A 23,081-nucleotide genomic window follows, 5' to 3' on the forward strand; every position below is an offset into this window, starting at 1 on the left:
CCGCGGCACGACTCAGGCGTTGCCGGCGGTCTCGGCGTCGGCCAGGCCGCCTTCGGGCTGCTGCGCGCTGCGCTGGCGCAGGCCTTCGGCGTACAGCGCGTCGAAGTTGATCGGCTGCAGGAAGAACGGCGGGAAGCCGCCGGCCTGGATCAGCTCGCTGATCAGCTGGCGCGCGTACGGGTACAGCACGTTCGGGCAGTGGGTGCCGAGCATGCCGTCGAGGGTGGCCGCATCGAAGCCGCTCAGGCCGAACACGCCAGCCTGCTTCACCTCGACCAGGTACATCGGCTTGTCGTCGGCATTGCAGGTCAGGGTGATGCCGAGCACGACCTCGTAGGCGTTGTCGTTGAGGCGCTGCACGCTCTGGTTGAGGTTCATCTGCAACTGCGGCTGCAGCTGCTCGTTGAACACCGCCGGGGCGCCGGGCACCTCGAAGGAAACGTCCTTGACGTACAGCTTCTCGACCGTGAACGCGGGGCCGGCGTTGTCGGCCGCTTCGGTCGGCGCCAGCGCGCCGTTGACGTTTTCTTCGGACATCTCGTAACTCCAGCGAATTCGGGTGGGAAACTCAGGTAGGAACAGGAAAGAAATCGATTATGGCACGCGACTTTTTGCGCAGCCGCTCCAAGGTCTTGGGGGCACGCACGCGCGTCGCAAGGGGGCCGGGCGCGATCTCGATATACGGCGGGCTTCAGCCCGCCATCGCCATGCTCAGCTTCCCGGTGGGTGGGATGCCGATTCACAGCCGCGATTCCTCGCCAACTGCGGCGGCGGGATGACGGGCTTGAGCCCGCCCTACGCGCGGCCCTTGACCAGCGGCAGGTCGGCCTGCTGCCAGGCCTGGACGCCGCCGTCGAGCCAGTAGACGTGCTCGAAGCCGGCCTTCTTCAGGCGCTTGGCGGCGTCGGCCGAGGCCTGGCCGCTGCGGCAGGTCACCACCACCGGCAGTGCCTTGGCGCTGGCCAGCAGTTTGCTCTCCGGGTCGAACTGGCTCAGCTGCACCGAGCGGCTGCCGGCGATGTGGCCCTTCTCGAAATCGCCGCTGGGCGACAGGTCGACCACCAGCGCGTTGTCGCGGTTGATCAGCCCGGTCAGCTCGGCCGGGCGCAACGCCTTGTAGCCGCGGAACAGCCGCGCGACCTCGGTGTAGATCAGGGCGCCGGTCAGGCCGGCCAGGCCCATCGCGAGGAGGGAGTGGCGGCCGGCAAACGCCAGCAGTTCTTCAATAGTCACTCAGGTCACGCCGACGGCAAGGGGGCCGGGATTGTCGCCCAGCGCCTCGCACTGCGCAAAAGACCGGCGCCGTATCGGCCGCGACGCGCGTTCAGCGAACTCGGCTACTGGCCGTCCCACAGGTCCGGCAGATCGCTGACCAGCCACCAGACCTTGGCCTCGGGCTCCCAGCGCCAGCGCTCGCGGTAGCGCACGGTGCGCTCGGCCTGGGTGTGGCGGTTGATCACGCCGATGTCGACATCGCGCACCGCGGTGCCGGCCTCCATGTCGCTGTCGGCGCCGACGTCGCGGTACGAGGAGATCTGCACCTGCTTGTAGCGTTCCAGCTGCAGCGCGGTCGGCGGGTTCTTCTCGCGCACCGTCGGGTCGATCAGGTTCAGCGCACCCTCGAAATCGCCCCAGCGCACCGCGCCGGCCCAGGCGTACTGGTTGCGCTCGAGGCCATCGCGCTGGCTGGGGTTGGTCGCGCAGCCGGCCAGCGCCAGCAGCAACCCGAGGGCCGTGGTCTTCAACAGCGTGTGCAGCAGGCGTGTGTACGAGAGGTGTGTCGACTGCCGGCGCATGGCGCGCTCCGTGGTGAGCCAGCCGCATCCTAGCCCGCGCGCGTCAGCTTTTCGCGATGGCGACGTAGCGCGCGGTGAATTCGGTCGCGATCCCGCCGTCGGGCAGCAGCGCGTGCGCCACCAGCCCGGCGCGCGCGCGGCCGCGCTGGCGCAGGGTGGCGATGAAGTCGTCCCAGTCCGAGCCCGGCGCCAGCTGTGCGTGCACGTCGAGGTCGGCGAACAGCGGCGCCAGGTAGCGGACCTGGCTGTCGGCGACGAACACGTCGGCGGCGATCCCGGCCGCGTCCACGTGCAGCGACACCAGCCCCCACGACGCCAGCGTCATCATAGACGCGAGGCTGCCGCCGAACGCGCAGCCCTTGTCGTTGACGTGCAGCGCCAGCGGCGCGTGCAGCCGCAGGCGCTGGCCGTCGTAGCCGGCAATGCGCAGCTGCATCGCGGCGACCGGCGGCATCGACTGGTAGTGGCGGTCGAGGCGTTGCAGGGCGTCGGCGTGGGGCATGCAATGGGTTACCGAGGTCAAGAGAACGGCGGTGGAAGGGGCGCCGCAATAGCGCAGGCCCGGTCCGGCCATGATTGCTTCTTGGTAGATCCGAGCCTGCTCGGATCGCGCTTGCCGGTGACGACATGCGATCCGAGCAGGCTCGGATCTACCGAGGCGGGTGGGCGGGTATGCCAAGCTTCCGCCATGTCGCCAGCTGCGCCGCCGCGATGGTACGTGATCTCGCTGCGCCCGCGCGGCGAACATGCGCCGTTGCGCCGCGCCGCCGCGCGCCACGGCGCGGGCCTGATCGCGCTGTCGCCGTGGCTGCTGCGCGACCGCGACGACGCCACCACCCGCACCGCACTCGCCGCGGCGCTGGCGGCGCCGCGGGTGCTGGTCACCAGTCCGGCGGCGGCGCGCGCGGCCGCACGCCTGCAGCCCTTGCGCGGATGCGCGGACCAGCGCTGGTTCGCGGTTGGCGCCGGCACCGCCGCCGCGTTGCGACGCGCCGGCGTCGACGCGGTTGCATCGCCGGCACGCATGGACAGCGAGGGCGTGCTGGCCTTGCCCGGCCTGCAGGACTTCGCCGGCGACGACGTGCTGGGCTTGATCGGCGCGCCCGGCGGCCGCGGGCTGCTGGTGCCGGCGCTGCAGGCGCGCGGCGCGCGCGTGCGCCGCGCCGATGTCTACGAGCGGGTGGCGGTGGCGCCGTCGCCGCGCGCGGTCGCGGCGTTGCGCGCGCTGTCGCGGCCGGCGGCGCTGGCCCTGTCGAGCGGCGAAGCGTTGCAGCGGATCGTCGCCGCGCTGCCCGCCGACGCGCTGGTGCGCTTGCGCGGCGCGCAGGTGCTCGCCGCCAGCGAACGCCTGGCGGCGTTGGCGCGCGAACTGGGGTTCGCCGACATCGTGGTCGCGGCTGGGCCGCGACCGCGCGAGCTGCTGGCCGCCGCGCGCGCGCCGAAGGAAGTGCCGGCTCTCTAGGCGCCGCGAGCGGCAGCGCACGGCGCATCCGGTAGCATGGCGGCGTCGCGGCCGATCCCCCGGTTTATCCGGCCGCCTGCAACCGGTCTGCCCTGCCCGTGTCCTCGATTCCCGATCCTGCTTCGCCGACATCGACCCCTTCGCCTGCGCGCACGTCGCCGCGCCGCGCCGCGAGCCCGTGGCCGTGGCTGCTGCTGGTGCTCGCCCTCGCCGGGGCGGGCTGGTACGGCTGGCAGCAGTGGCAGGCGTGCGACGCGCGCGAACGCCACGCGCTGGCCGATGCCGAACAACGCCTGGGCGCACTCGACGAACGTCTGGCGGCACTGCGCCGCGACCAGCGCGCGCAGACCGCGCGCCTGCAACAGGCCGACGCCACCAACCGCGTGCTGCGCGACGAACTGCTCGGCATCGGCCAGCGCGCGGCGCTGCTCGAGGACAGCGTCTCCAAGCTCGCCGATCCCGACCGCCACGGCGCCCAGGCGCTGCGGCTGGACGAGGCCGAACTGCTGCTGACCCTAGGCCTGCAACGGCTGCAGATCGCCGGCGACCTGGATGGCGCGCGGCGCGCCTACGCGCTGGCCGCCGGCGTGCTCGCCGGCATCGACGACCCGGCCTACCTCAGCCTGCGCCAGACCCTGGGCCAGGAGCGCTCCGCCCTGGATGCGGTGGGGGCCGAGCCGCGCGTGCAGGCGCTGGCGAAGCTCGACGCGCTGGCCGCCACGTTCGCCGCGGCGCCGGCGCGCGACCCCGATGCGCGCTCGACGCGCGTGCCGTGGTGGCGGCGCGCGTTCGCCAAGGTCATCGCCGTGCAACCCAGCGACCGCGCGCTGGCGATGCAACCGGCCGAGCGCGCCGCCGCGCTTGCCGGCCTGCAACTGGAGATCACCCTGGCGCGTGCCGCGGCCGAACGGCGCGATGCCGACGGCTACCGCGCCGCGCTCGCGCGCGCGCAGGACTGGCTGCCGCGGCTGTGGTCGGACCCGGCGCTGCTGCAACGCCGGCGCGCGCAGCTCGACGCGATCGCGGCGATGCCGCTTTCACTTTCGCTCCCGGCGCTGGGCAGCACACTGGAGCAACTGCGGCAGATGCGCGCGTCGTCCTGAGGCGTCGCGATCGACCGGCGATCGCCGCCGGAGCCGCCCCCTGACGCTGGCGTCGCCATGAACCTGGAGTCCGCATGAACCTCTTCCGCAACCTGCTGTTCTGGATCGTGCTGGCGCTGGTCGGCGCGCTGGTCGCGCAACTGCTGGTGCAGGACCCGGGCTACGTGCTGGTGCGCTACCGCGGCAACGACTACAGCACCACGCTGGCGGCCGCGATCGGCATCGGCCTGCTGGTGCTGGCCGGCGCGTGGCTGCTGTGGAAGGTGCTGAGCCTGCCGTTCGTGGCGCTGCGCCGGCGCCGCAAGAAGCTCGGCCGCGCGCGCCTGACCGAGGGCCTCGACGCGCTGCACCAAGGCCACTGGAGCCGCGCCGAGAAATCGCTGGCGCAGGCGGCCGAACACGACGACGTCGCCGCCTTGGCCCGGGTTGGCGCCGCGCGCGCGGCCGCGGCGCGCGGCGATGTCGCCGCCAGCCAGGGATACCTCGATGCGCTCGGCAGCGGACATCCGACCAGCCGCGCGATCGCCGCGGCCGAACTCGCGCTCGCGCGCGGCCACGCGGGCGAAGCGCTGGGCCTGCTCGACGCGGCCAACGCGCAGCCGCTGCCGCCGCGCGGGCTGGCCTTGCGCGCGCAAGCGCTGGTCGCGCTGGGCCGTTCGGGCGAGGCCTACGGCCTGCTCGGCGCGCTGCGCCAGCAGCAGGCGATGCCGTCCGAGCAGCTGACATTGCTTGAGGCGCAGTGGGCCGAGGCCGCGCTGCGCGAGGCCGGCGACGCCAACGTGCTCGCCGACCGCTGGGAAGCGCTGCCCAAGCCGCTCAAGAGCGACCCGGCCGCGGTCGCCGCCTACGCCAACCGCGCCGCCGCGTTGCGCTGGGACGAAGCCGCCGCCAAGAGCCTCGAGCAGGCGCTCGACACGCGCTGGGACGAATCGCTGGCGGTGCTGTACGGGCAGCTGCCGCTGACCCAGGACGGCGGCCGGCTCGACGCGCGCCGCGGCAACGCCGAACGCTGGCTGCAGGCGCACCCGGGCAGCCCCGGCGTGCTGCTCACGCTCGCGCGGCTGGCCCGCGCGCAGGGCCAGTGGCCGCAGGCCGAGGGCTACTTGCACCGCGCCCTCGCCCAGGGCGCCGGCAGCGACGCGTGGGAGGAACTCGGCCACGGCTTCGCCCAGGCCGGCGACGAACCGCGCGCACGCCTGAGCTATGCCAACGCGCTGCGCGCCAACCGCGGCGAACGCGTCGCCGACCTGCCCGGGCGCGACCTGCGCCAGCAGCTCCACGACCAGGCGGTGGTCGAGGAACGCGACGAACACGGCATGCCGCGGCTGCGCGAATAGGCCGCCGCGCTCGCGGGCGTAGGGCGAGTTTCAACCCGCCGTGGCCATGCCATGAAGTCCCGGCGGGTCGGACTCCGATTCGCTGCCGCGACTCCTTGCCTTCTATTCGCAACTCCTCGCCATCTGCTGCGGCGGGATGGCGGGTTGAAACCCGCCCTACGCAACCGGCCGCGCCTAGCGCTCGAGGATCGCCACCACGCCCATGCCGCCGGCGGTGCAGACCGACAGCAGGCAGCGGCCGCCGCCGCGTTGCTTGAGTTCCTTGGCCGCGGTCGCGACCAGGCGCGCGCCGGTGGCCGCGAACGGGTGACCGGTGGCCAGCGAGGAACCGTTCGGGTTGATCTTCGCCGGGTCGATGCGGCCCAGCGGCGCGTCCAGGCCGAGCCGGGTCTTGCAGTACTCCTCGCTCTCCCACGCGCGCAGCGTGCACAGCACCTGCGCGGCGAACGCCTCGTGGATCTCGTAGAAGTCGAAGTCCTGCAGGGTCAGGCCGTTGCGCTTGAGCATCTCCGGCACCGCCACCGTCGGCGCCATCAGCAGCCCTTCGCCGTGGACGAAGTCGACCGCGGCCACGTGCGCGTCGCGCAGGTAGCACAGCGGTTCGACCCCGTGCGCCTGCGCCCACTCGTCGGACGCGAGCAGGCAGGCGGCGGCGCCGTCGGTGAGCGGGGTCGAGTTGGCCGCGGTCAGGGTGCCGCGGCCGGAGGTCTTGTCGAACGCCGGCTTCAGCGTGGCGAGTTTTTCCAGCGAGCTGTCGGCGCGCAGGATGTTGTCGCGCGCGACCCCGCGGAAGCTGACCACCAGGTCGTCGAAGAAACCGCGCTCGTAGGCGGCGGCGAGTTTCTGGTGCGACGACAGCGCCCACTCGTCCTGCGAGTCGCGCGCGATGTTCCACTGCTTGGCCATGTCCTCGCAGTGCTCGCCCATCGACTTGCCGGTGCGCGGCTCGGCCACGCCGGGGAAGTCGGGCTTGAGTTCGCGCAGCGAGAAACCCTTGAACGCGGCGAGCTTGTCGCGCGGGGTCTTCGCCGCGTTCGCGGCGAGCAGGCGCCGGCGCAGCTTCTGGCCGTAGACGATCGGCACGTCGGAGGTGGTGTCGGAGCCACCGCCGATGCCCGACTCGATCTGCCCGGCGGCGATCTTGTTGGCGATCGCGACGATGGTGTCGAGCGAGGTGCCGCACGCGCGCTGCATGGTCAGGCCCGGGGTCAGCGGCGACAGGCCGGACGACAGCGCGGCCTCGCGGCCGAGGTTCCAGTCGCTGCTGTGCTTGATCACCGAGCCCATCGCCACTTCGCCCAACTGCTGGCCGTGCAGGCCGAACTTCTCGACCAGGGCGCCCAACGTGCGTACCGACATGCCCAGGTTGCCGACGTCGGCGTACGCGGTGTTCTGGCGGCAGAACGGAATGCGGACGCCACCGAGCACGGCGACGGGACGGGTTGGACGCATCGGATCACCTCGCTGGGAGGCCCGCGGTGCCTGGCGGGCATAATGGCCGCAGTGTAGCGCCGCGTCCGCGCTCGACCAAACGCCTGCGTATCCATGAGTTCATCTTCGAATCAACTGCACGTGCTCGGCGCACTGGCGCTGGAACTGCGCGGCGAGGCGCCGGTCGCGCGCGATGCGCTGGCGCAGGCCGAGGTCGGCGCGCTGGCCGAACTGGTCGCACGCGACCTGGCGCGGCTCGCGCCGGACGCGGCGATGCTGGAGCTGGTCACGGTCGGCGCGCACTACGACTCGGTCGAAGTGCTGCGCCCGGGCTGGCCTCTGCACCACGAACTCGATGAACTGGCCGCGCGGGCCCCGAAGGAAGTCCCCTTGGGGGGCGCCCCGAAGGATGCCTACCACGACAACGCGGGGCGGATCATCGCGTTCGGCGCGCACGAAGGGCAGCTGCCCGGCGCGCTGGCGCCGTCGCCGGATTTCACCGGCGGGCCGCTGCGGCTGGTGCCGTTTGTCCTCAGCGGCGATGCGGACCTCGCCGCGCGCGTCGGCGACCTGTTCGAGACCCAGCTGCTCGAACGCGGCATGGCCGGCGCCGACACCGCGCTGGCGGCGCAGGCGGCGTTCGGGCTGCAGGTGGAACACGCGCGCTACCTGACCGTGCACGACCTGGCCGCGATGATGGCGATGCAGTACGAGCACGCCGGCCTGGCGCCGTTGTGGCCGCTGCTGGAGACCGCGCTGCTGCAACCCGATGGCGAACACTGGCTGGACGCGGCGCCGGAGCCGCTGGTGCATTACGCCGGTGGCGAGGCGCGGATCGCGCTGTTCTCGCCGCACGCCTGGCACGCTCGCTACGCCAGCGAGCTGCACTGCGACAGCGACGAATGCCGCGAGCAGCTGCAGCGCCGCCACCAGCATTTCGAGGCACGCCAGCGGCAGATCGCCGCGGTGCTGGGTGCGCACGGGGTCGCGGTGACCTTCGTGCATTGCGTCCGCGACGCGGATTACCGCAACGCGTTGAGTTGAATCACGCCGGTTGGTAGAGGCAGCAGCCGCGTCACTCGCGCGGCGCGAACTCGCTCTCGAAAATCCGGTAGCCGGCATCGCGCATGCCCAGCGCTTCGTAGCTGCGCTGCGCGGCGGCGTTGTCGCGCTCGACGTACAGGCGCAGGCCGACCACGCCGGTCGTGGCACGTGCGAGCTGCTTGACATGCCGGTACAGCGCCGCGAACACGCCCTGGCGGCGGTGCGCCTCGGGCACGTACACGCTCTGGATCCACCACCACTCGCCGCAGCGCCAGTCGCTCCATTCGCGCGTCAGCATCAAGGTGCCGGCCGCGCTGGCGATGGTCTCGCGCCCGGCCACGCCCAGCTCGCTCATCGCGATGAAGTAGCGCGCCTTGTTCGGGTCGGCGATGCCGGCCGCGATGCCGGCGCCGATCGTGGCCGGGTCGAGGCGCTTGTGCTCGGTCTCCCACGCCATCGCGATCGCCCACTGCGCGAGCAGGTCGCGGTCGCCGGGCTGGGCCACGCGGATGCGCAGGTTGGGGTGCATGGTGCGGTGCTCCTTGTGGGTTCCCCGAACGCAGCTAGCGACCGGCCCACGATGTTCTGGAACCAGCATCATCGCCGAGGCGGCGCCGGCGGCCGACGAAAACCGGACGCCGAGGCTTCGGTGCCGAGAACAGCAGGTCCGTCGCCGCGCCCGGCATGCCCGCGGTCAACGGACGATTTCGATGATCCCGCACGCGAGCCGCGCGCCGGCGTTGCCCGCGGGCTGGCTGCGGTAGTCGTCAGCGGCGGCGTGCACGATGACCGCGCGGCCGGCGATGTCGCCGGCGCCGCCGCCGCCGAGGCTGACGCCGCTGGCATGCACGTTGACCTGGGCGACGCCCTGCGCGTTGGCCACCAGGTTGTCCATGTCGCCGGCATGGTGGGCGCCGGTGCCGACCTTGCCGTGCGGTTTCAACCGCGGGTTGAAATGCTCGCCGGCGCTGCTCGCATCGACCGCGCTGCAGTCGCCGGTCTCGTGGACATGGATGGCGTGGCCGCTGTTGCGCGCCAGCCCGCCGATCTCGCCGGTGAAATGCACGCCGTCGCCCATCGGCCTTGCGCGCAGCGTGCCGCTGACCAGGCTGCCCGACGCGGAGGCGAGGCGCACCGTGGCCGCACTGGCGGTCGACACGCCGGCGGCGACCGCGGTCGAGGCCCGCGTCGATGTCGGCATCGAGGCCGATGGCGTGGTGCTGCACGCGGACAAGGCAAGCAGCGCGGCGGCGCTGAGCACGGCGGTCTTCATCGGGCGGGCCTCCAGGTGCGGCGAACCCGGACGCTAGCGTGCGGGCGGTGCAGCGGCGGTGAAACGCGCTTCACTAGGAACGATGCCGGCCGGGGCCGAGCTTGCGGGTCAGGGTGTTGCGGCCCAGGCCGAGCCGCGCGGCGGCTTCGGCGCGGCGGCCGCCGGTGTGTTCGAGCGCGGCCTCGAGCAGGGCGCGGTCGAAGCGCGCGCGCGCCTGGGCGTGGATCGCGTCGCAGCCCAGCGCCAGTTGCGCGCGCGCCCAGGCCGCGAGCTGGATGTCCCAGTCGCCTTCGTCGCGTGGCGCATCCGGGCGGCCGGCATCGGTGTCGCGATTGTGCGTGGGCGCGCCGAGGGCCTCGTCGATCTCGGCGCGGCCGATGCTGTCGCCCGGCGCCAGCGCCGCCAGCCGCCAGCACAGGTTCTCCAGTTCGCGCACGTTGCCGGGCCAATCGTGCGCGAGCAGGCGCTCGAGCGCGGGCGTGCCCAGGCGCTTGGCCGGCGCCTGGAACTTCGCCGCGGCGGCGGCCAGGAAGCGCTGCGCCAGTTGCGGCACGTCCTCGCGGCGCTCGCGCAGCGGCGGCAGACGCAGGCGCACCACGTCGAGCCGGTGCAGCAGGTCGGCGCGGAAGCGGCCGTCGGCGACCAGCGCCTCGAGGTCCTGGTGGGTCGCGGCGACCACGCGCACGTCGACGCGGATCAGCTCGCGGCCGCCGACGCGGAAGAATTCGCCCTCGGCCAGCACGCGCAACAGCCGCGTCTGCAACGGCAGCGGCATGTCGCCGATCTCGTCGAGGAACAGGGTGCCGCCGTTGGCCTGCTCGAAGCGGCCGAGGTGGCGGCGCTGGGCGCCGGTGAACGCGCCGGCCTCGTGGCCGAACAGTTCGCTTTCGAGCAGCTCGGCCGGGATCGCGGCGGTGTTGAGCGCGACGAACGGTTGCGCCGCGCGCGGCGACTCGCGGTGCAGCGCGCGCGCGACCAGCTCCTTGCCGGTGCCGGTCTCGCCGGTGACCAGCACCGACAGCGGCGCCTGCGCGAGCCGGCCGATCGCGCGGAACAGGGTGCGCATCGCCGCGGTGTCGCCGATCAGCGCGTCGCTCGCGGCCGCGGCCGGCGGCGCGGGCTCGGGCGCATCGGCGGTCGCGCTCGCCGCGAGCGTGCGCGCGGCGAGCGCGACCGCCTCGTCGAGGTCGAACGGCTTGGACAGGAACTCGTGCGCGCCGCCGCGGAACGCGCCGGCGGTGCTGGCGATGTCGGTGTAGGCGCTCATCACCACCACCGGCAGCTGCGGCACGTTCGCCTTGAGCTTGTCGAGCAGCACCAGGCCGCCGTCGCCGGGCATGCGCACGTCGGTGAACAGCAGGTCGGGGGGGCCGCGTTCGTCGAGGGCGGTGAGTGCCTCGGCGGCGTTGCCGAAGTCCTCGACCCGGTAGCCGGCTTCGCGCAGCGCGGTCACCAGCACGAAGCGCACGCTGCGGTCGTCGTCGACGACCCAGATGGTGGCGGGTTTCAAAGTCGCTCTCCTTGCGCGGCGAGGAGGAGTGCCCGCGAGCGAGTGGCTCGCACGGCGATGAGCGCCTTCGCAGCCCGTGCTAAGGCCGGGGCCGGGTTGCGGTGAGGGTTCGGCGAAGTGATAGGAGCGAACCACCGCCGGTGCCAGTCGGCCTTCGCAAACGCAAGAGCACCCCTCCCCAACCCTCCCCTGCTTCGCAAGGGAGGGAGCAAAATCAACAGCGCTTGCGTCGGTCTTGCTCCTCCCCTTTCGCGTAGCGAAGGGGGAGGTTGGGAGGGGGTCGCTCTTAGCTTTATCTCCGGCAGGCGAAAAATACCCCTCCCCAGCCCTCCCCTGCTTCGCAAGGGAGGGAGCCGATCAAGGGCAGCGGCGCCGCGAACGCAGCGGATGGCGATCGTGCTCATGCCTCCGGTTCCCCGTTCTGCATCGGCAGCAACAACGCGAACACCGTATGCCCCGGGCGCGAACGGTAGGCGAGCGAGCCGCGGTGCTCGCGCGCGACCTGCTGCGCGAGCGCCAGGCCTAGGCCGCTGCCTTCGGCGCGGCCCGACACCAGCGGCAGGAACAGCTGCTCGGCCAGTTCCTCGGGCACGCCGCGGCCGTCGTCGCTGATCTCCAGGCGCAGGGCGATCGGGTGCAGCTCGTCGCCGATGCGCAGGCCGTGCTCGGCGCGGGTGCGCAGGGTGACGTGGGTGGCGCCGGCCTCGATCGCGTTGCGCACCAGGTTCCACACCGCCTGCACCAGGCGGTCGGGGTCGCCGTTGAGCTCGGGCAGGCTCGGGTCGTAGTCGCGCAGCAGGCGCACCGCCCAGCCGGCGTCGCTCTCGGCCAGGCGCAGCACGCGTTCGAGCACGGCGTGGATGTTGAGCGGGGCGTGCGCGCGCGGCGGCGCCGGGGTCAGCAGCTGGTCGAGCAACGCGGTCAGGCGCGCGACTTCGCTGTCGATCAGCGCCACCAGTTCGCGCGAGACGCCGCCGTCGTCGGCGGCCGGGTCGAGCCGGCGCGCGAGCAGCTGCGCGGCGCCCTTGAGCCCGGCCAGCGGATTGCGCAGTTCGTGGGCGAGGCCCTTGAGCGAGGCCGACAACGCCGACGGCAGCAGCAGTGCCGGGTCGTCGCCGGGGAATTCGTCAACCGGGTGCGCCTCGAGCAGGCCGCCGCCGCCGTCGCAGCGGCTGAGCCAGAGGTCGGCGAAGTGCTCGTCGCCGTCGCCGAAGCGCAGCCGCACCCGGCGCAGGCGCAGCGGTGCGTCGCTCCGGGCCAGGCGCGCGAGCGCGGCGGCCAGGCGCCCGTCGGGGTCGAGCGCGGCCAGTGGCGCGCCGTGCAGCCGCCGCGCGCTGACCCCAAGCCAGCGCGGGAACGCCTGGTTGCTGCCGGCGATCACCCCGGCCGCATCGGTCCAGGCCAGCGGCGTGGTCAGCGTGTCGAGGTCGGGGGCGGGCGCGAAGGGCGGTTCGGGCGGCATTGCACCATCTTAGTGCATCGCAACCGCACGCCAGCCCTGACTCAGCCCAGCGGCAGCTCGCAGCTCAGGCACAGGCCGCCGCCGTCGCGCTCGCTCGCCGTCAGCCTGCCGCCGTGGCCGCGGGCGATCGCGGCGGCGATCATCAGGCGCAGCCCGAGGCCGGCGTCGTGCGGCTCGGGGCTGGGCTCGGTGAACAGCGCCGCCATCGCCGCCGCGCCCATCGGCGCGCCGGCGTCGCACAGGCGCACGCGCACGTCGCCGCCGCTGCGCGCGACCTCCAGGGTCGGGGTGCCGGCCGGGTCGCGCCAGGCCTGGTAGCCGACCAGGGCCAGGAACATCTGCACCAGCCGCGCCTCGTCGCCGCGGACCTGCAGCGCGTCCGCATCGCCGGGGGCGAACGCCGGCTCGACCCGACAGCCCGGCACCGCGCCGATCGCCAGGTCCAGGACGTGCGCCAGCGCACACGGCACCGGCCGCAGTACCAGCGGCTGCTGGCTGACGCGCGCCCAGTCGCCGGCCTCGTCGATCATCGCCGCCAGCCGCCGCGACTGCCGGTCGACGATCCCGGCCAGCTCGCGCTGCCGTTCCGGCCCCAGGCCGTCGGCGCGCAGCAGGTAGGCCGCGGTCTGCAGCGGCGCCAACGGCCCCTTGAGGTCGTGGACCAGGCGCTCGACCCAGAGCACGTCGTCATGCATCGCCAGCGCCTTCGCCATCGCGGCGCGGCAACGCGCGGCAGATGCCGGAGATCGCGGCCATCTCCGGCGGCTTGACCAGGTGGTGATCGAAGCCGGCCTCGAGCGTGCGCCGGCGGTCGTCGGGCTGGCCCCAGCCGGTAACCGCGACCAGCACCAGCGACTCGCCGCCGGGCGCGGCGCGCAGCAGGCCGGCGACGTCGTAGCCGCTGAGCCCGGGCATGCCGATGTCGAGGAACACGATGTCGGGCGCGAACTCGCGCGCCGCGGCGAGCGCCGCCTGCGGCTCGTAGACGCGGCGGGTCTCGTGGCCAAGCAGCTCGAGCATCATCGCCAGGGTGTCGGCCGAGTCGCGGTTGTCGTCGATCACCAGCGCGCGGCAGCGCACGCAGCCGCCGGTCGCGGTGCCGGCCGGTTCGGCCACCGGTGCCGCCAGCGGCAGCGGCGCGTCCAGCGGCAGCGCCACGGTGAAACGGCTGCCGCGGCCGAGGCCGGCGCTGGCGGCCTGGACCCGGCCCCCGTGCATCTCGACGATGCGCTTGACCAGGGTCAGGCCGATGCCGAGGCCGCCGCGCGCGCGTTCCACTGAGGTGTCGACCTGGGTGAACAGGTCGAAGACATCGGCGGCATGCGCCGGGTCCAGGCCGATGCCGCGGTCGGCGACCGTGACCTCGACGGTGTCGTCGCTCCTCTCCACCCGCAGTTCGATCGGGGTGCCCGGATCGGAATACTTGACCGCGTTGTTGAGCAGGTTAGAGAACACCTGCGCCAGGCGGTCGCGGTCGGCGTGCAGCGCGATCGCCTGCGCCGGCACGTGCACCCCCAGGGCGTGATCGCCGGCCTGCAGCAGCGGCTGCACGGTCTCGATCGCGGTGTCGAGCACCGCCTGCACGCTGGTGGCCTGCGGTTGCAGGGTCAGCTTGCCCTGGTTGATCCGCGCGACGTCGAGCAGGTCGTCGATCAGGCGCACCAGCAGGCCCATCTGCCGCTGCATCGTGTCGTGCAGCGGGTTGTCGGGCGCGTCGACGTCGCGTGCGGCCGCCGCACCGGACCCGGGCGGGTCGGCCATCAGCTTGAGCACGTTGATCGCGTTGCCCAGCGACGCCATCGGGTTGCGCAGCTCGTGCGCGAGCGTGGCCAGGAACTCGTCCTTGCGCCGGTCCAGCTCCAGCAGCCGCGCCTGCGCGCGCATGCGCTCGCTGACCTGGGCTTGCAGCTCGTCGTTGCGGCTGGCCAGCTGGGTGTTGGCGACCAGCAGCGAGTCGTTGAGGACGTCGAGCTCGCGCGCCTTCTCCAGCTGCAGCGCGGCGTTGGCGGCGGCCAGCGATTCGTTGGCCAGCTGCAGCTCGCGGCGCTTGCGGTACAGCTCGGCCAGCACCATCACCTTGCTGCGCAGGATCTCCGGGATGATCGGCACCATCACGTAGTCGACCGCGCCGAGCTTGTAGCCGCGCATGCGGTCCATGTCGGAGACGTTGACCGCGGTGACGAAGATGATCGGCGTCTTCTCGAAGCGCGGGTGCTGGTGGATCAGGCTCGCGGTCTCGAAGCCGTCCATCACCGGCATGTTGACGTCGAGCAGGATCAGGCCGAACTCGCCCTCCATCAGCGCCTTCAGCGCGGCGGTGCCGGAGTTGGCCTCGACTAGGTTCTCGCCCAGCGGCTCGAGGATCGCGCGGTACGCGAGCAACCGGGCCGGCTGGTCGTCGACCAGCAGGATGTTGACCGGGTCGGCCGCCGCCGACAACGGAACGGGCACCGGCATCGGCCCGCCGTGCGACGGCAACGTTCCGTCCGACGGCGGCATGGTCAACGGTGCAACCACTGGCGCAGCACTCCCAGCAACTGGTCGGTGACCACCGGCTTGGCCAGGTAGTCGGACGCACCGGCCTCCAGGCACTTCTCACGGTCGCCTTTCATCGCCTTGGCGGTCAGCGCCACGATCGGCAGCGCGCGCGAGTCGGGCATCGCGCGGATCGCGCGCATGGTCTCGTAGCCGTCCATGCCCGGCATCATGATGTCCATCAGCACCAGCGCGATCTCCGGGTCGGCTTCGACCTGCGTGATCGCGTCCTGGCCGGTGCCGGCGGTCAGTACGTCCATGCCGTGGCGTTCGAGAACGCTGGACAGCGCGAAGATGTTGCGCACGTCGTCGTCGACCACCAGCACGCGCTTGCCGCGCAGCGCGTCGTCGGACTCGTGCAGGCTCTGCACCATGCGCTGCTTGGCCGGCGGCAGGTCGGCGATGACCCGGTGCAGGAACAGCGCGGTCTCGTCGAGCAGGCGCTCGGGCGATTCCACGCCCTTGATGACCACGCTGCGTGCGGCCTTCTTGAGCCGCTGCTGCTCCGCGACGGTGAGGTCCTTGCCGGTGAACACCACGATCGGCAGCTCGCGCAGGTTGTCCTGCGCCTGGATCTTGTCGAGCAGGTCGAAGCCGGTCATGTCCGGCAGGCGCAGGTCGATCACCGCGCAGTCGTAGCCGCCGGCGTGCAGCAGCTCCAGCGCCTGCGCGCCGGTGGCGGCGCTGTCGATCGCGACGTCGTCGTGGCGGATCAGCTCCTCCACGCTCATGCGCTCGTTGGCGTCGTCCTCGACCACCAGCAGACGCTTCACCCGCGGCAGGGTGTAGTCCTTGATGCGCTGCAGCGCCGCGCCGATGCTCTCGATGTCGCCGGGCTTGGCCAGGTACGAGAACGCGCCGCGCTCGATGCTCTGGTGGCGCTCTTCCTCGATGGTGAGGATCTGCACCGGGATGTGGCGGGTGCTGGAGTCCTGCTTGAGCCGCGCGAGCACGGTCCAGCCGAGCATGTCGGGCAGGAAGATATCCAGCGAAATGGCGGTCGGCTTGTACTCGCGCACCAGCCGCAACGCCTCGCTGCCGCGGTTGGCGACCAGCACGCGGAAGCCCTGCGCGCGGGCCAGGTCGCGCAGCACGGTGGCGTAGCGTGGGTCGTCCTCGACCAGCAGCAGCACCGGCTCGCCTTCGACCAGGATGTCGCGGTCGTCGGCGACGGTTTCCAGCTCGGCCGCGCCCTCGGCGCCGCTCGCCGGCGCGATCAGCGACGTCGCCTGCACCGCGCGCGCCTCGTGCGCGCTGTCGGCGCCGGCATAGGCCAGCGGCAGGTACAGGATGAAGCTGCTGCCCTCGCCGACGGTGCTGTGCAGGCGCAGCTCGCCGCCGAGCAGTCCGGCGATCTCGCGGCTGATCGCCAGCCCCAGGCCGGTGCCGCCGTACTTGCGCGAGGTGCCCGCGTCTTCCTGCTGGAACGCCTCGAACACGATCCGCTGCTTCTCCGGCGAGATGCCGATGCCGGTGTCGGTGACGTCGAACGCGACCACCGTCGGCGCGGCGTCGAGCACCGCGTGGCCCGGCGTCCAGCCGCCCTCGGCCACGCGCGCGGTCAGGCGCACGCTGCCGTGCTCGGTGAACTTGAACGCGTTCGACAGCAGGTTCTTGAGGATCTGCTGCAGGCGCTTGGGATCGGTGTGCAGCGCGCGGCCGGGCGCCTTGGACATGTCCACCTTGAACTGCAGGTGGCGGCGTTCGGCCTCGTGGCGGAAGCCGCGCTCCATGTTCTCGCGCAGGTGGGCGAAGGTGATCTCCTCGCTGTCGACGGTGACCGTGCCCGATTCGATCTTGCTCAGGTCGAGGATGTCGCTGATCAGATGCAGCAGGTCGGTGCCGGCGGCGTGGATGGTGCTGGCGAACTCGACCTGGCGCGGGCTGAGGTTGGCGTCGGCGTTCTCGGCCAGCTGCTGGCCCAGGATCAGGATCGAGTTCAGCGGCGTGCGCAGCTCGTGCGACATGTTGGCCAGGAACTCGGACTTGTAGCGCGAGGTCAGGGCCAGCTCGGCGGCCTTGGCTTCCAGCTCCAGGCGCGCCTGCTCGATCTGCAGGTTCTTGCCCTCGACCTGCGCCTTCTGCTCGGCCAGCAGCGCGGCCTTGAGCGCGATGTCCTCGTTGGTCTGCTGCAGGCTCTTCTGCTGGAACTGCAACTCGCCGGCCAGCTGCTGCGACTGCGACAGCAGCCGCTCGGTGCGCATCGAGGCCTCGATCGTGTTCAGCACGATGCCGATCGAGCCCGACAACAGCTCCAGGAACGCGCGCTGCGAATCGGTGAACTCGCCCAGCGAGGCCAGCTCGATCACCGCCTTGACCTCGTCCTCGAACAGCACCGGCAGCACGATCACGTTGCGCGGCAGCACGTTGAGCAGGCCCGACTGGATCTGCGCGGTGCCTGGCGCGACGTCGTCGATCAGGATCATCCGCGCCTGCGCCGCGCACTGGCCGATCAGGCCCTCGCCGAACTCGAGGGTGCGGTTGATCGCCGAGGTCGAGGCGTCGGCGTAGCCGGCGAGCTGACGCAGGCGCGGCGTGTCGCCGTCCTCGTCGAGCTCGACCACGTACATCAGCCCTTGCTGGGCATTCACCAGCGGCGCCAATTCGGTCAGCAGCATGCGGCCGAGGGTGATCAGGTCGCGCTGGCCCTGCATCATGCCGCTGAACCGGGCCAGGTTGGACTTCAGCCAGTCCTGCTCGCGGCTGGTCTCGGTGGTCGCGCGCAGCGTGCCGATCATCGCGTTGATGTTGTTCTTGAGGTCGGCGACCTCGCCGCGCACGTCGACCTGGATCGACCGCGTCAGGTCGCCCTGGGTCACCGCGGTGGCGACCTCGGCGATCGCGCGCACCTGGGTGGTGAGGTTGGCGGCGAGCTGGTTGACGTTCGCGGTCAGGTCTTCCCAGATGCCGGCCGTGCCGGGCACGTTGGCCTGGCCGCCGAGGCGGCCCTCGACGCCGACCTCACGCGCCACGGTGGTCACCTGGTCGCCGAAGATCGCCAGGGTGTCGGTCATGCCGTTGATGGTCTCGGCCAACGCCGCGATCTCGCCCTTGGCCTCCACCGTCAGCTTCTGGTGCAGGTCGCCGTTGGCGACCGCGGTCACCACCTTGGCGATGCCGCGCACCTGCGCGGTGAGGTTGGTCGCCATCGAGTTGACATTGTCGGTCAGGTCCTTCCAGGTGCCGGCCACGCCCGGCACCGCGGCCTGGCCGCCGAGCTTGCCCTCGGTGCCGACCTCGCGCGCCACGCGCGTGACCTCCGCGGCGAAGCCGTTGAGCTGGTCGACCATGGTGTTGAGGGTGTCCTTGAGCTGCAGGATTTCACCTTGCGCGTCGACTGCGATCTTGCGCGACAGATCGCCCTTGGCGACCGCGGTCGCGACTTCGGCGATGTTGCGCACCTGGGTGGTGAGGTTGGACGCCATCGAGTTGACGTTGTCGGTCAGGTCCTTCCAGGTGCCGGCCGCGCCGGGCACCTGCGCCTGGCCGCCGAGCTTGCCCTCGGTGCCGACCTCGCGCGCGACGCGCGTGACCTCGGCGGCGAAGCCGTTGAGCTGGTCGACCATCGTGTTGATGGTGTCCTTGAGCTCGAGGATCTCGCCCTTGACGTCGACGTCGATCTTGCGCGACAGGTTGCCCTTGGCGACCGCGGTGGTGACCTCGGCGATGTTGCGCACCTGCGCGGTCAGGTTGGACGCCATCGAGTTGACGTTGTCGGTCAGGTCCTTCCAGGTGCCGGCCACCCCGGGCACCTGCGCCTGGCCGCCCAGGCGGCCCTCGGTGCCGACCTCGCGCGCCACGCGCGTGACTTCCGAGGCGAAACCGTTGAGCTGGTCGACCAGCATGTTGATGGTGTTCTTGAGCTCGAGGATCTCGCCCTTGACGTCGACCTCGATCTTGCGCGACAGGTCGCCCTTGGCGACCGCGGTGGTGACCTCGGCGATGTTGCGCACCTGCGAGGTCAGGTTCGACGCCATCGCGTTGACCGAGTCGGTCAGGTCGGCCCAGGTGCCGTCGACACCGGGCACCACGGCCTGGCCGCCGAGCTTGCCCTCGGTGCCGACCTCGCGCGCCACGCGCGTGACCTCGGCGGCGAAGCCGTTGAGCTGGTCGACCATCGTGTTGATGGTGTTCTTGAGCTCGAGGATCTCGCCGCGCACGTCCACGGTGATCTTGCGCGACAGGTCGCCCTTGGCCACCGCGGTGGTCACGTCGGCGATGTTGCGCACCTGCAGGGTCAGGTTGGACGCCATCGAGTTGACGTGGTCGGTGAGGTCCTTCCAGGTGCCGGCGACGTCGGGCACCTCGGCCTGGCCGCCGAGCTTGCCCTCGGTGCCAACCTCACGGGCCACGCGCGTCACTTCCGCGGCGAAGCCGTTGAGTTGGTCGACCATCGTGTTGATGGTCTCCTTGAGCTGCAGGATCTCGCCGCGCACGTCCACGGTGATCTTGCGCGAGAGGTCGCCCTTGGCGACCGCGGTGGTGACCTCGGCGATGTTGCGCACCTGCGAGGTCAGGTTCGACGCCATCGCGTTGACCGAGTCGGTCAGGTCCTTCCAGGTGCCGGCCACGCCGGGCACGATCGCCTGGCCGCCGAGCTTGCCCTCGGTGCCGACTTCTCTTGCTACACGCGTCACCTCCGAGGCGAAGCCGCGCAGCTGGTCGACCATCGTGTTGATGGCCTCCTTGAGCTGCAGGATCTCGCCGCGCACGTCCACCGTGATCTTGCGCGAGAGGTCGCCGTTGGCCACCGCGATCGTGACCTCGGAAATGTTGCGCACCTGCGCGGTGAGGTTGGAGGCCATCTGGTTGACCGAGTCGGTCAGGTCCTTCCACACGCCCGACACGCCTTTGACCTTGGCCTGGCCGCCGAGCTTGCCGGCGGTGCCGACTTCCAGCGCCACGCGGGTGACCTCGGACGAGAACTCGCCCATCTGCTCGATCATGCGGTTGACGATCGTCGCCGAGCGCAGGAACTCGCCCTGCAGTGGGCGGCCGTCGGCCTCCAGCGGAACGCTGCGGGTGAGGTCGCCTTTGGCGACGCCTGCCATCGCCTCGGTCATGGTCTCGACCGGGCGCACCAGGTCGTCGATCAGGTCGTTGACCGAGGTTTCCATGTCCGACCAGCAGCCTTGGCGGTTCGCCGGCATAAGCCGCTGGCGGGTGTGGCCTTGGCGCCCGACCTTTTCGCCGACGCGCGCGAGGTCGGCCGCAAGGCGGCGGTTGGCGCTGACGATCGCATTGAAGTTCTGCGCGAGCTTGCCGGCCATGCCCTCCCAGTGCTGCGGCAACTGCACCGAGAAATCGCCCTCGCCGACGGCGGCCATCGCGGTGAGTAGCTGCTCGAGCGGATCCAGGGATGACGACGCGGCGGCCGGGACCGAGGCGAAGTCGGCAGCCGGGGTGGGCGCTTTGGCGGCATTGCGCACGCGCCGGGTGGTGGGTTCGGGCACGCGATGTTTCCTCGATTTAAAGACGCCCACTCCCCAGCGGGCCAGGTTGTGAAGCTAACTTCAGCAAAGTGCAGGGGACGTGAGTCTACGTCCAGTCCGCCGCGCCGCCGCGGCAGGGGACGGTTCATGAGGGCGTGAATGGTTCAGCGCGCAAGCACCTTGGAGTCGCGAGCCATTCCCGGTCAGCTTCGTAGCCCGCTCGCCCGTAGCGCATCCACCCATGCGGACGCGAACTCCCGCACGGCGCAGACCTTGGAACCGCAAGCGTGGCAGCCGTCACAGAACCAGAGCGCCGCCGCCGGCCGCTCCCGGTTCAGGGCGCGGCGCGCGGAGCCAATCCGCGTCTTTCGTCCAGTCCAACGGATGCTTGCGGCACAATACGCCGCCGCTCCGGCGCGCCCGCAATCAGTCATGCACGGTCTCAACCCCCCGCAACGCGCCGCCGTCGAACTGTGCGACGGCCCCGTCCTCGTGCTCGCCGGTGCGGGCAGCGGCAAGACCCGGGTGATCGTCGAGAAGATTGCGCACCTGATCGCCTCCAAGCGCATGCCGGCCAAGCGCATCGCCGCGATCACCTTCACCAACAAGGCCGCCAAGGAGATGCGCGAGCGCGTCGCCAAGCGCATCCGCGGCGACGCCGCCGAAGGCCTGACGATCTGCACCTTCCATGCCCTGGGCCTGCGTTTCCTGCAGATCGAGCACGCCAAGGCCGGGCTGCGCCGCGGCTTCAGCGTGTTCGACAGTGACGATTCGGCCGCGCAGATCAAGGACCTGCTGCCGCCGGGCAGCAAGCCGGACGTGCTCGATTCGACCCGCAACCTGATCTCGCGCGCGAAGAACGCCGGCCTGTCGCCCGAGGAAGCACTGGCCGCGGCCACCGGCCCACGCGACATGGAGGCGGCGCTGCTGTACGCGCGCTACCAGGCGCGGCTGACCACGTTCAACGCGGTCGATTTCGACGACCTGATCCGGCTGCCGGTGCAGATCCTGGAGTCCGACGCCGAGTGCGCGCTGGGCTGGCGCGAACGTATCGGCTATCTGCTGGTCGACGAGTGCCAGGACACCAACGACGCCCAGTACCGGCTGCTGAAGGCGATCGCCGGGCCGCGCGGGCTGTTCACCTGCGTCGGCGACGACGACCAGTCGATCTACGCCTGGCGCGGCGCCAACCCCGACAACCTGCTGCAGCTGGGCACGGACTACCCGGCGCTGCAGATCGTCAAGCTCGAGCAGAACTACCGCTGCAGCAACCGGGTGTTGCGCGCGGCCAATGCACTGATCGCGCACAACCCGCACGAGCACCCGAAGACGCTGTGGTCCGAGCAGGCCGACGGCGAGCGCATCCGCATCTGGGAATGCCGCGACAGTGCGCACGAGGCCGAGAAGGTCGCCGGCGAGATCCATTTCCTCGCCAGCGCCAAGCAGGCGCCGTGGAGCGACTTCTGCATCCTGTTCCGCGGCAACCACCAGTCGCGCGCGCTGGAGAAAGCCTTGCAGTTGCTGCGTGTGCCGTATCACCTCAGCGGCGGCACCGCGTTCCTCGAGCGCCACGAGGTCAAGGACGCGCTGGCGTGGCTGCGGCTGCTGGCCAATCCCGAGGATGATGCCGCGTTCCTGCGCGCGGTGACCTCGCCCAAGCGCGAGGTCGGCGCGACCACGCTGGCCAAGCTCGCCGAGCTCGCGCAGCAGCAGCACATGCCGATGTCGCGCGCGGCCGAGTCGGTCGGCGCGCTGAAGCAACTCGCGCCGCGCGCGGCCAACGCGCTCGACGGCTTCGCCTCGATCGTGCGATCGCTGCGCGCCGAGGCGCAACGCATCAGCCCGGCCGAATTGGTCCGGGTGCTGGCCGAACGCAGCGGCCTGCACGCGGCGATCCGCGCGCAGTGCAAGGACGAGGCGAGCTTCAAGCGGCGCAAGGAGAACCTCGAGGAACTGGCCGACTGGTTCGACGGCGGCAAGGGCGCCGGCCCGGGCGAACTGGCCGCGCAGCTCGCGCTGCTGTCGCACGCCGACAAGGGCGACGCCGGCAACCAGGTGCGGCTGATGTCGCTGCACGGCGCCAAGGGGCTGGAGTTCCGCTACGTGTTCATCGTCGGCGTGGAGGACGGCACGCTGCCGCACGAGATGGCGCTGGAGGAAGGTTCGCTGGACGAGGAACGCCGCCTGCTCTACGTCGGCATCACCCGCGCCAAGCAGGCGCTGTACCTGTCGCACTCGCGCGAGACCCAGCGTTGGGGCGACAAGATCCGCCTCAAGCCCAGCCGCTTCTTCGACGAACTGCCCGCCGCCGAGATCCAGCGCGATGGTGCCGACCCGGCCGCCGATGCGGAGCGCAAGCACGAGCGCGCGAGCGCCGGTTTCGCCGCGATCCGGGCATTGCTCGACGGCTGATTCGGGCACCGACCTCCGTGCGCATGGCCGTGCTGCGTCGCAGCATCGGTGGCCCTCTGTGGGCTGCGCGCACCCTCGGCAACTGACTGATTCAGGCAACGCGTTGGCTGCGGCCAAACGCGCGGCGACGCGCGCCACAGGCCGCTCCCACAAAGCTTTCGCGCGTTGTTTTTGCCACAGTCCGCACAGTTTGATATCGAGTTTTTGGCGTTTGGTCACAGAAAGTTTTTTCTGACCGGGGTACACATTTTCGTAATTCCACCCTAAGGTGCGATCTGACCGGC

At 71.4% G+C, this 23,081-nt stretch carries 17 protein-coding genes; 5 read left to right on the plus strand and 12 right to left on the minus strand.

Features of this window, described 5'->3' with window-relative positions:
• Positions 1-12: 12 nt before the first annotated feature.
• The 4 genes from secB to ACFQZQ_RS09820 all read right to left on the minus strand — a co-directional run bounded on the left by secB (position 13) and on the right by ACFQZQ_RS09820 (position 2,298).
• Positions 13-537, minus strand: coding sequence for a protein-export chaperone SecB (secB, locus tag ACFQZQ_RS09805; protein WP_386812608.1), 525 nt, complete (start codon positions 535-537; stop codon positions 13-15).
• Positions 538-795: 258 nt separating this feature from the next.
• Positions 796-1,233: a rhodanese-like domain-containing protein gene (locus ACFQZQ_RS09810; RefSeq protein ID WP_386812609.1), complete on the minus strand. Its 438-nt coding sequence runs from the start codon at positions 1,231-1,233 to the stop codon at positions 796-798.
• Positions 1,234-1,337: 104 nt separating this feature from the next.
• Entirely contained in the window at positions 1,338-1,796 is a 459-nt protein-coding gene (locus tag ACFQZQ_RS09815; RefSeq protein WP_386812610.1) for a hypothetical protein, read from the minus strand.
• A gap of 43 nt (positions 1,797-1,839) precedes the next feature.
• On the minus strand, positions 1,840-2,298 hold the full coding sequence (locus ACFQZQ_RS09820) for a YiiD C-terminal domain-containing protein (protein WP_386812611.1): 459 nt from the start codon (positions 2,296-2,298) through the stop codon (positions 1,840-1,842).
• Positions 2,299-2,484: 186 nt separating this feature from the next.
• Between ACFQZQ_RS09820 and ACFQZQ_RS09825 the strand changes: the two genes are divergently transcribed.
• The 3 genes from ACFQZQ_RS09825 to ACFQZQ_RS09835 all read left to right on the plus strand — a co-directional run bounded on the left by ACFQZQ_RS09825 (position 2,485) and on the right by ACFQZQ_RS09835 (position 5,698).
• On the plus strand, positions 2,485-3,258 hold the full coding sequence (locus tag ACFQZQ_RS09825; protein WP_386812612.1) for a uroporphyrinogen-III synthase: 774 nt from the start codon (positions 2,485-2,487) through the stop codon (positions 3,256-3,258).
• A 107-nt stretch (positions 3,259-3,365) separates the two neighbouring features.
• Complete coding sequence (locus ACFQZQ_RS09830) at positions 3,366-4,361, plus strand: uroporphyrinogen-III C-methyltransferase (protein WP_386812913.1); 996 nt, start codon at positions 3,366-3,368, stop codon at positions 4,359-4,361.
• Positions 4,362-4,435: 74 nt separating this feature from the next.
• A complete protein-coding gene (locus ACFQZQ_RS09835; RefSeq protein ID WP_386812613.1) occupies positions 4,436-5,698 on the plus strand; it encodes a heme biosynthesis HemY N-terminal domain-containing protein in 1,263 nt (420 codons plus the stop codon).
• 174 nt (positions 5,699-5,872) lie between these two features.
• Here ACFQZQ_RS09835 and ACFQZQ_RS09840 read toward each other — a convergent pair whose 3' ends face one another.
• Positions 5,873-7,150 (minus strand): acetyl-CoA C-acetyltransferase, encoded by a 1,278-nt coding sequence (locus ACFQZQ_RS09840; protein WP_386812614.1) that lies wholly within the window; start codon positions 7,148-7,150, stop codon positions 5,873-5,875.
• 93 nt (positions 7,151-7,243) lie between these two features.
• Between ACFQZQ_RS09840 and ACFQZQ_RS09845 the strand changes: the two genes are divergently transcribed.
• Positions 7,244-8,173, plus strand: coding sequence for a hypothetical protein (locus tag ACFQZQ_RS09845; RefSeq protein ID WP_386812615.1), 930 nt, complete (start codon positions 7,244-7,246; stop codon positions 8,171-8,173).
• Between the two features lie 31 nt (positions 8,174-8,204).
• Here the strand turns inward: ACFQZQ_RS09845 and ACFQZQ_RS09850 are convergent, their stop codons facing one another.
• From ACFQZQ_RS09850 to ACFQZQ_RS09880, 7 genes are all read right to left on the minus strand, one after another.
• The gene (locus tag ACFQZQ_RS09850) at positions 8,205-8,702 is read right to left on the minus strand and encodes a GNAT family N-acetyltransferase (protein WP_386812616.1); all 498 of its coding nucleotides are present in this window, start codon (positions 8,700-8,702) and stop codon (positions 8,205-8,207) included.
• Positions 8,703-8,867: 165 nt separating this feature from the next.
• Positions 8,868-9,446 (minus strand): superoxide dismutase family protein, encoded by a 579-nt coding sequence (locus ACFQZQ_RS09855; protein WP_386812617.1) that lies wholly within the window; start codon positions 9,444-9,446, stop codon positions 8,868-8,870.
• A gap of 73 nt (positions 9,447-9,519) precedes the next feature.
• Positions 9,520-11,091, minus strand: coding sequence for a nitrogen regulation protein NR(I) (gene ntrC, locus ACFQZQ_RS09860; protein ID WP_386812618.1), 1,572 nt, complete (start codon positions 11,089-11,091; stop codon positions 9,520-9,522).
• A gap of 265 nt (positions 11,092-11,356) precedes the next feature.
• On the minus strand, positions 11,357-12,418 hold the full coding sequence (locus ACFQZQ_RS09865; protein ID WP_386812619.1) for a two-component system sensor histidine kinase NtrB: 1,062 nt from the start codon (positions 12,416-12,418) through the stop codon (positions 11,357-11,359).
• A 41-nt stretch (positions 12,419-12,459) separates the two neighbouring features.
• Positions 12,460-13,113 carry a sensor histidine kinase gene (locus ACFQZQ_RS09870; RefSeq protein ID WP_386812620.1) on the minus strand — a complete coding sequence of 218 codons (654 nt, stop codon included), beginning with the start codon at positions 13,111-13,113 and terminating at the stop codon, positions 12,460-12,462.
• Positions 13,106-14,917 (minus strand): response regulator, encoded by a 1,812-nt coding sequence (locus ACFQZQ_RS09875; RefSeq protein ID WP_386812914.1) that lies wholly within the window; start codon positions 14,915-14,917, stop codon positions 13,106-13,108. The genes ACFQZQ_RS09870 and ACFQZQ_RS09875 overlap by 8 nt, the downstream gene beginning before the upstream one ends.
• Before the next feature lie 2 nt (positions 14,918-14,919).
• Positions 14,920-20,406, minus strand: a complete 5,487-nt coding sequence (locus tag ACFQZQ_RS09880; RefSeq protein WP_386812621.1) for a HAMP domain-containing protein — start codon at positions 20,404-20,406, stop codon at positions 14,920-14,922.
• 411 nt (positions 20,407-20,817) lie between these two features.
• On the opposite strand from ACFQZQ_RS09880, the gene ACFQZQ_RS09885 reads away from it, so the two are divergent.
• Complete coding sequence (locus tag ACFQZQ_RS09885; protein WP_386812622.1) at positions 20,818-22,797, plus strand: UvrD-helicase domain-containing protein; 1,980 nt, start codon at positions 20,818-20,820, stop codon at positions 22,795-22,797.
• Positions 22,798-23,081: the final 284 nt, after the last annotated feature.

Source organism: Lysobacter koreensis (assembly GCF_042677045.1).
In the GTDB taxonomy this organism is placed as follows: Bacteria; Pseudomonadota; Gammaproteobacteria; order Xanthomonadales; family Xanthomonadaceae; genus Lysobacter_K; species Lysobacter_K koreensis.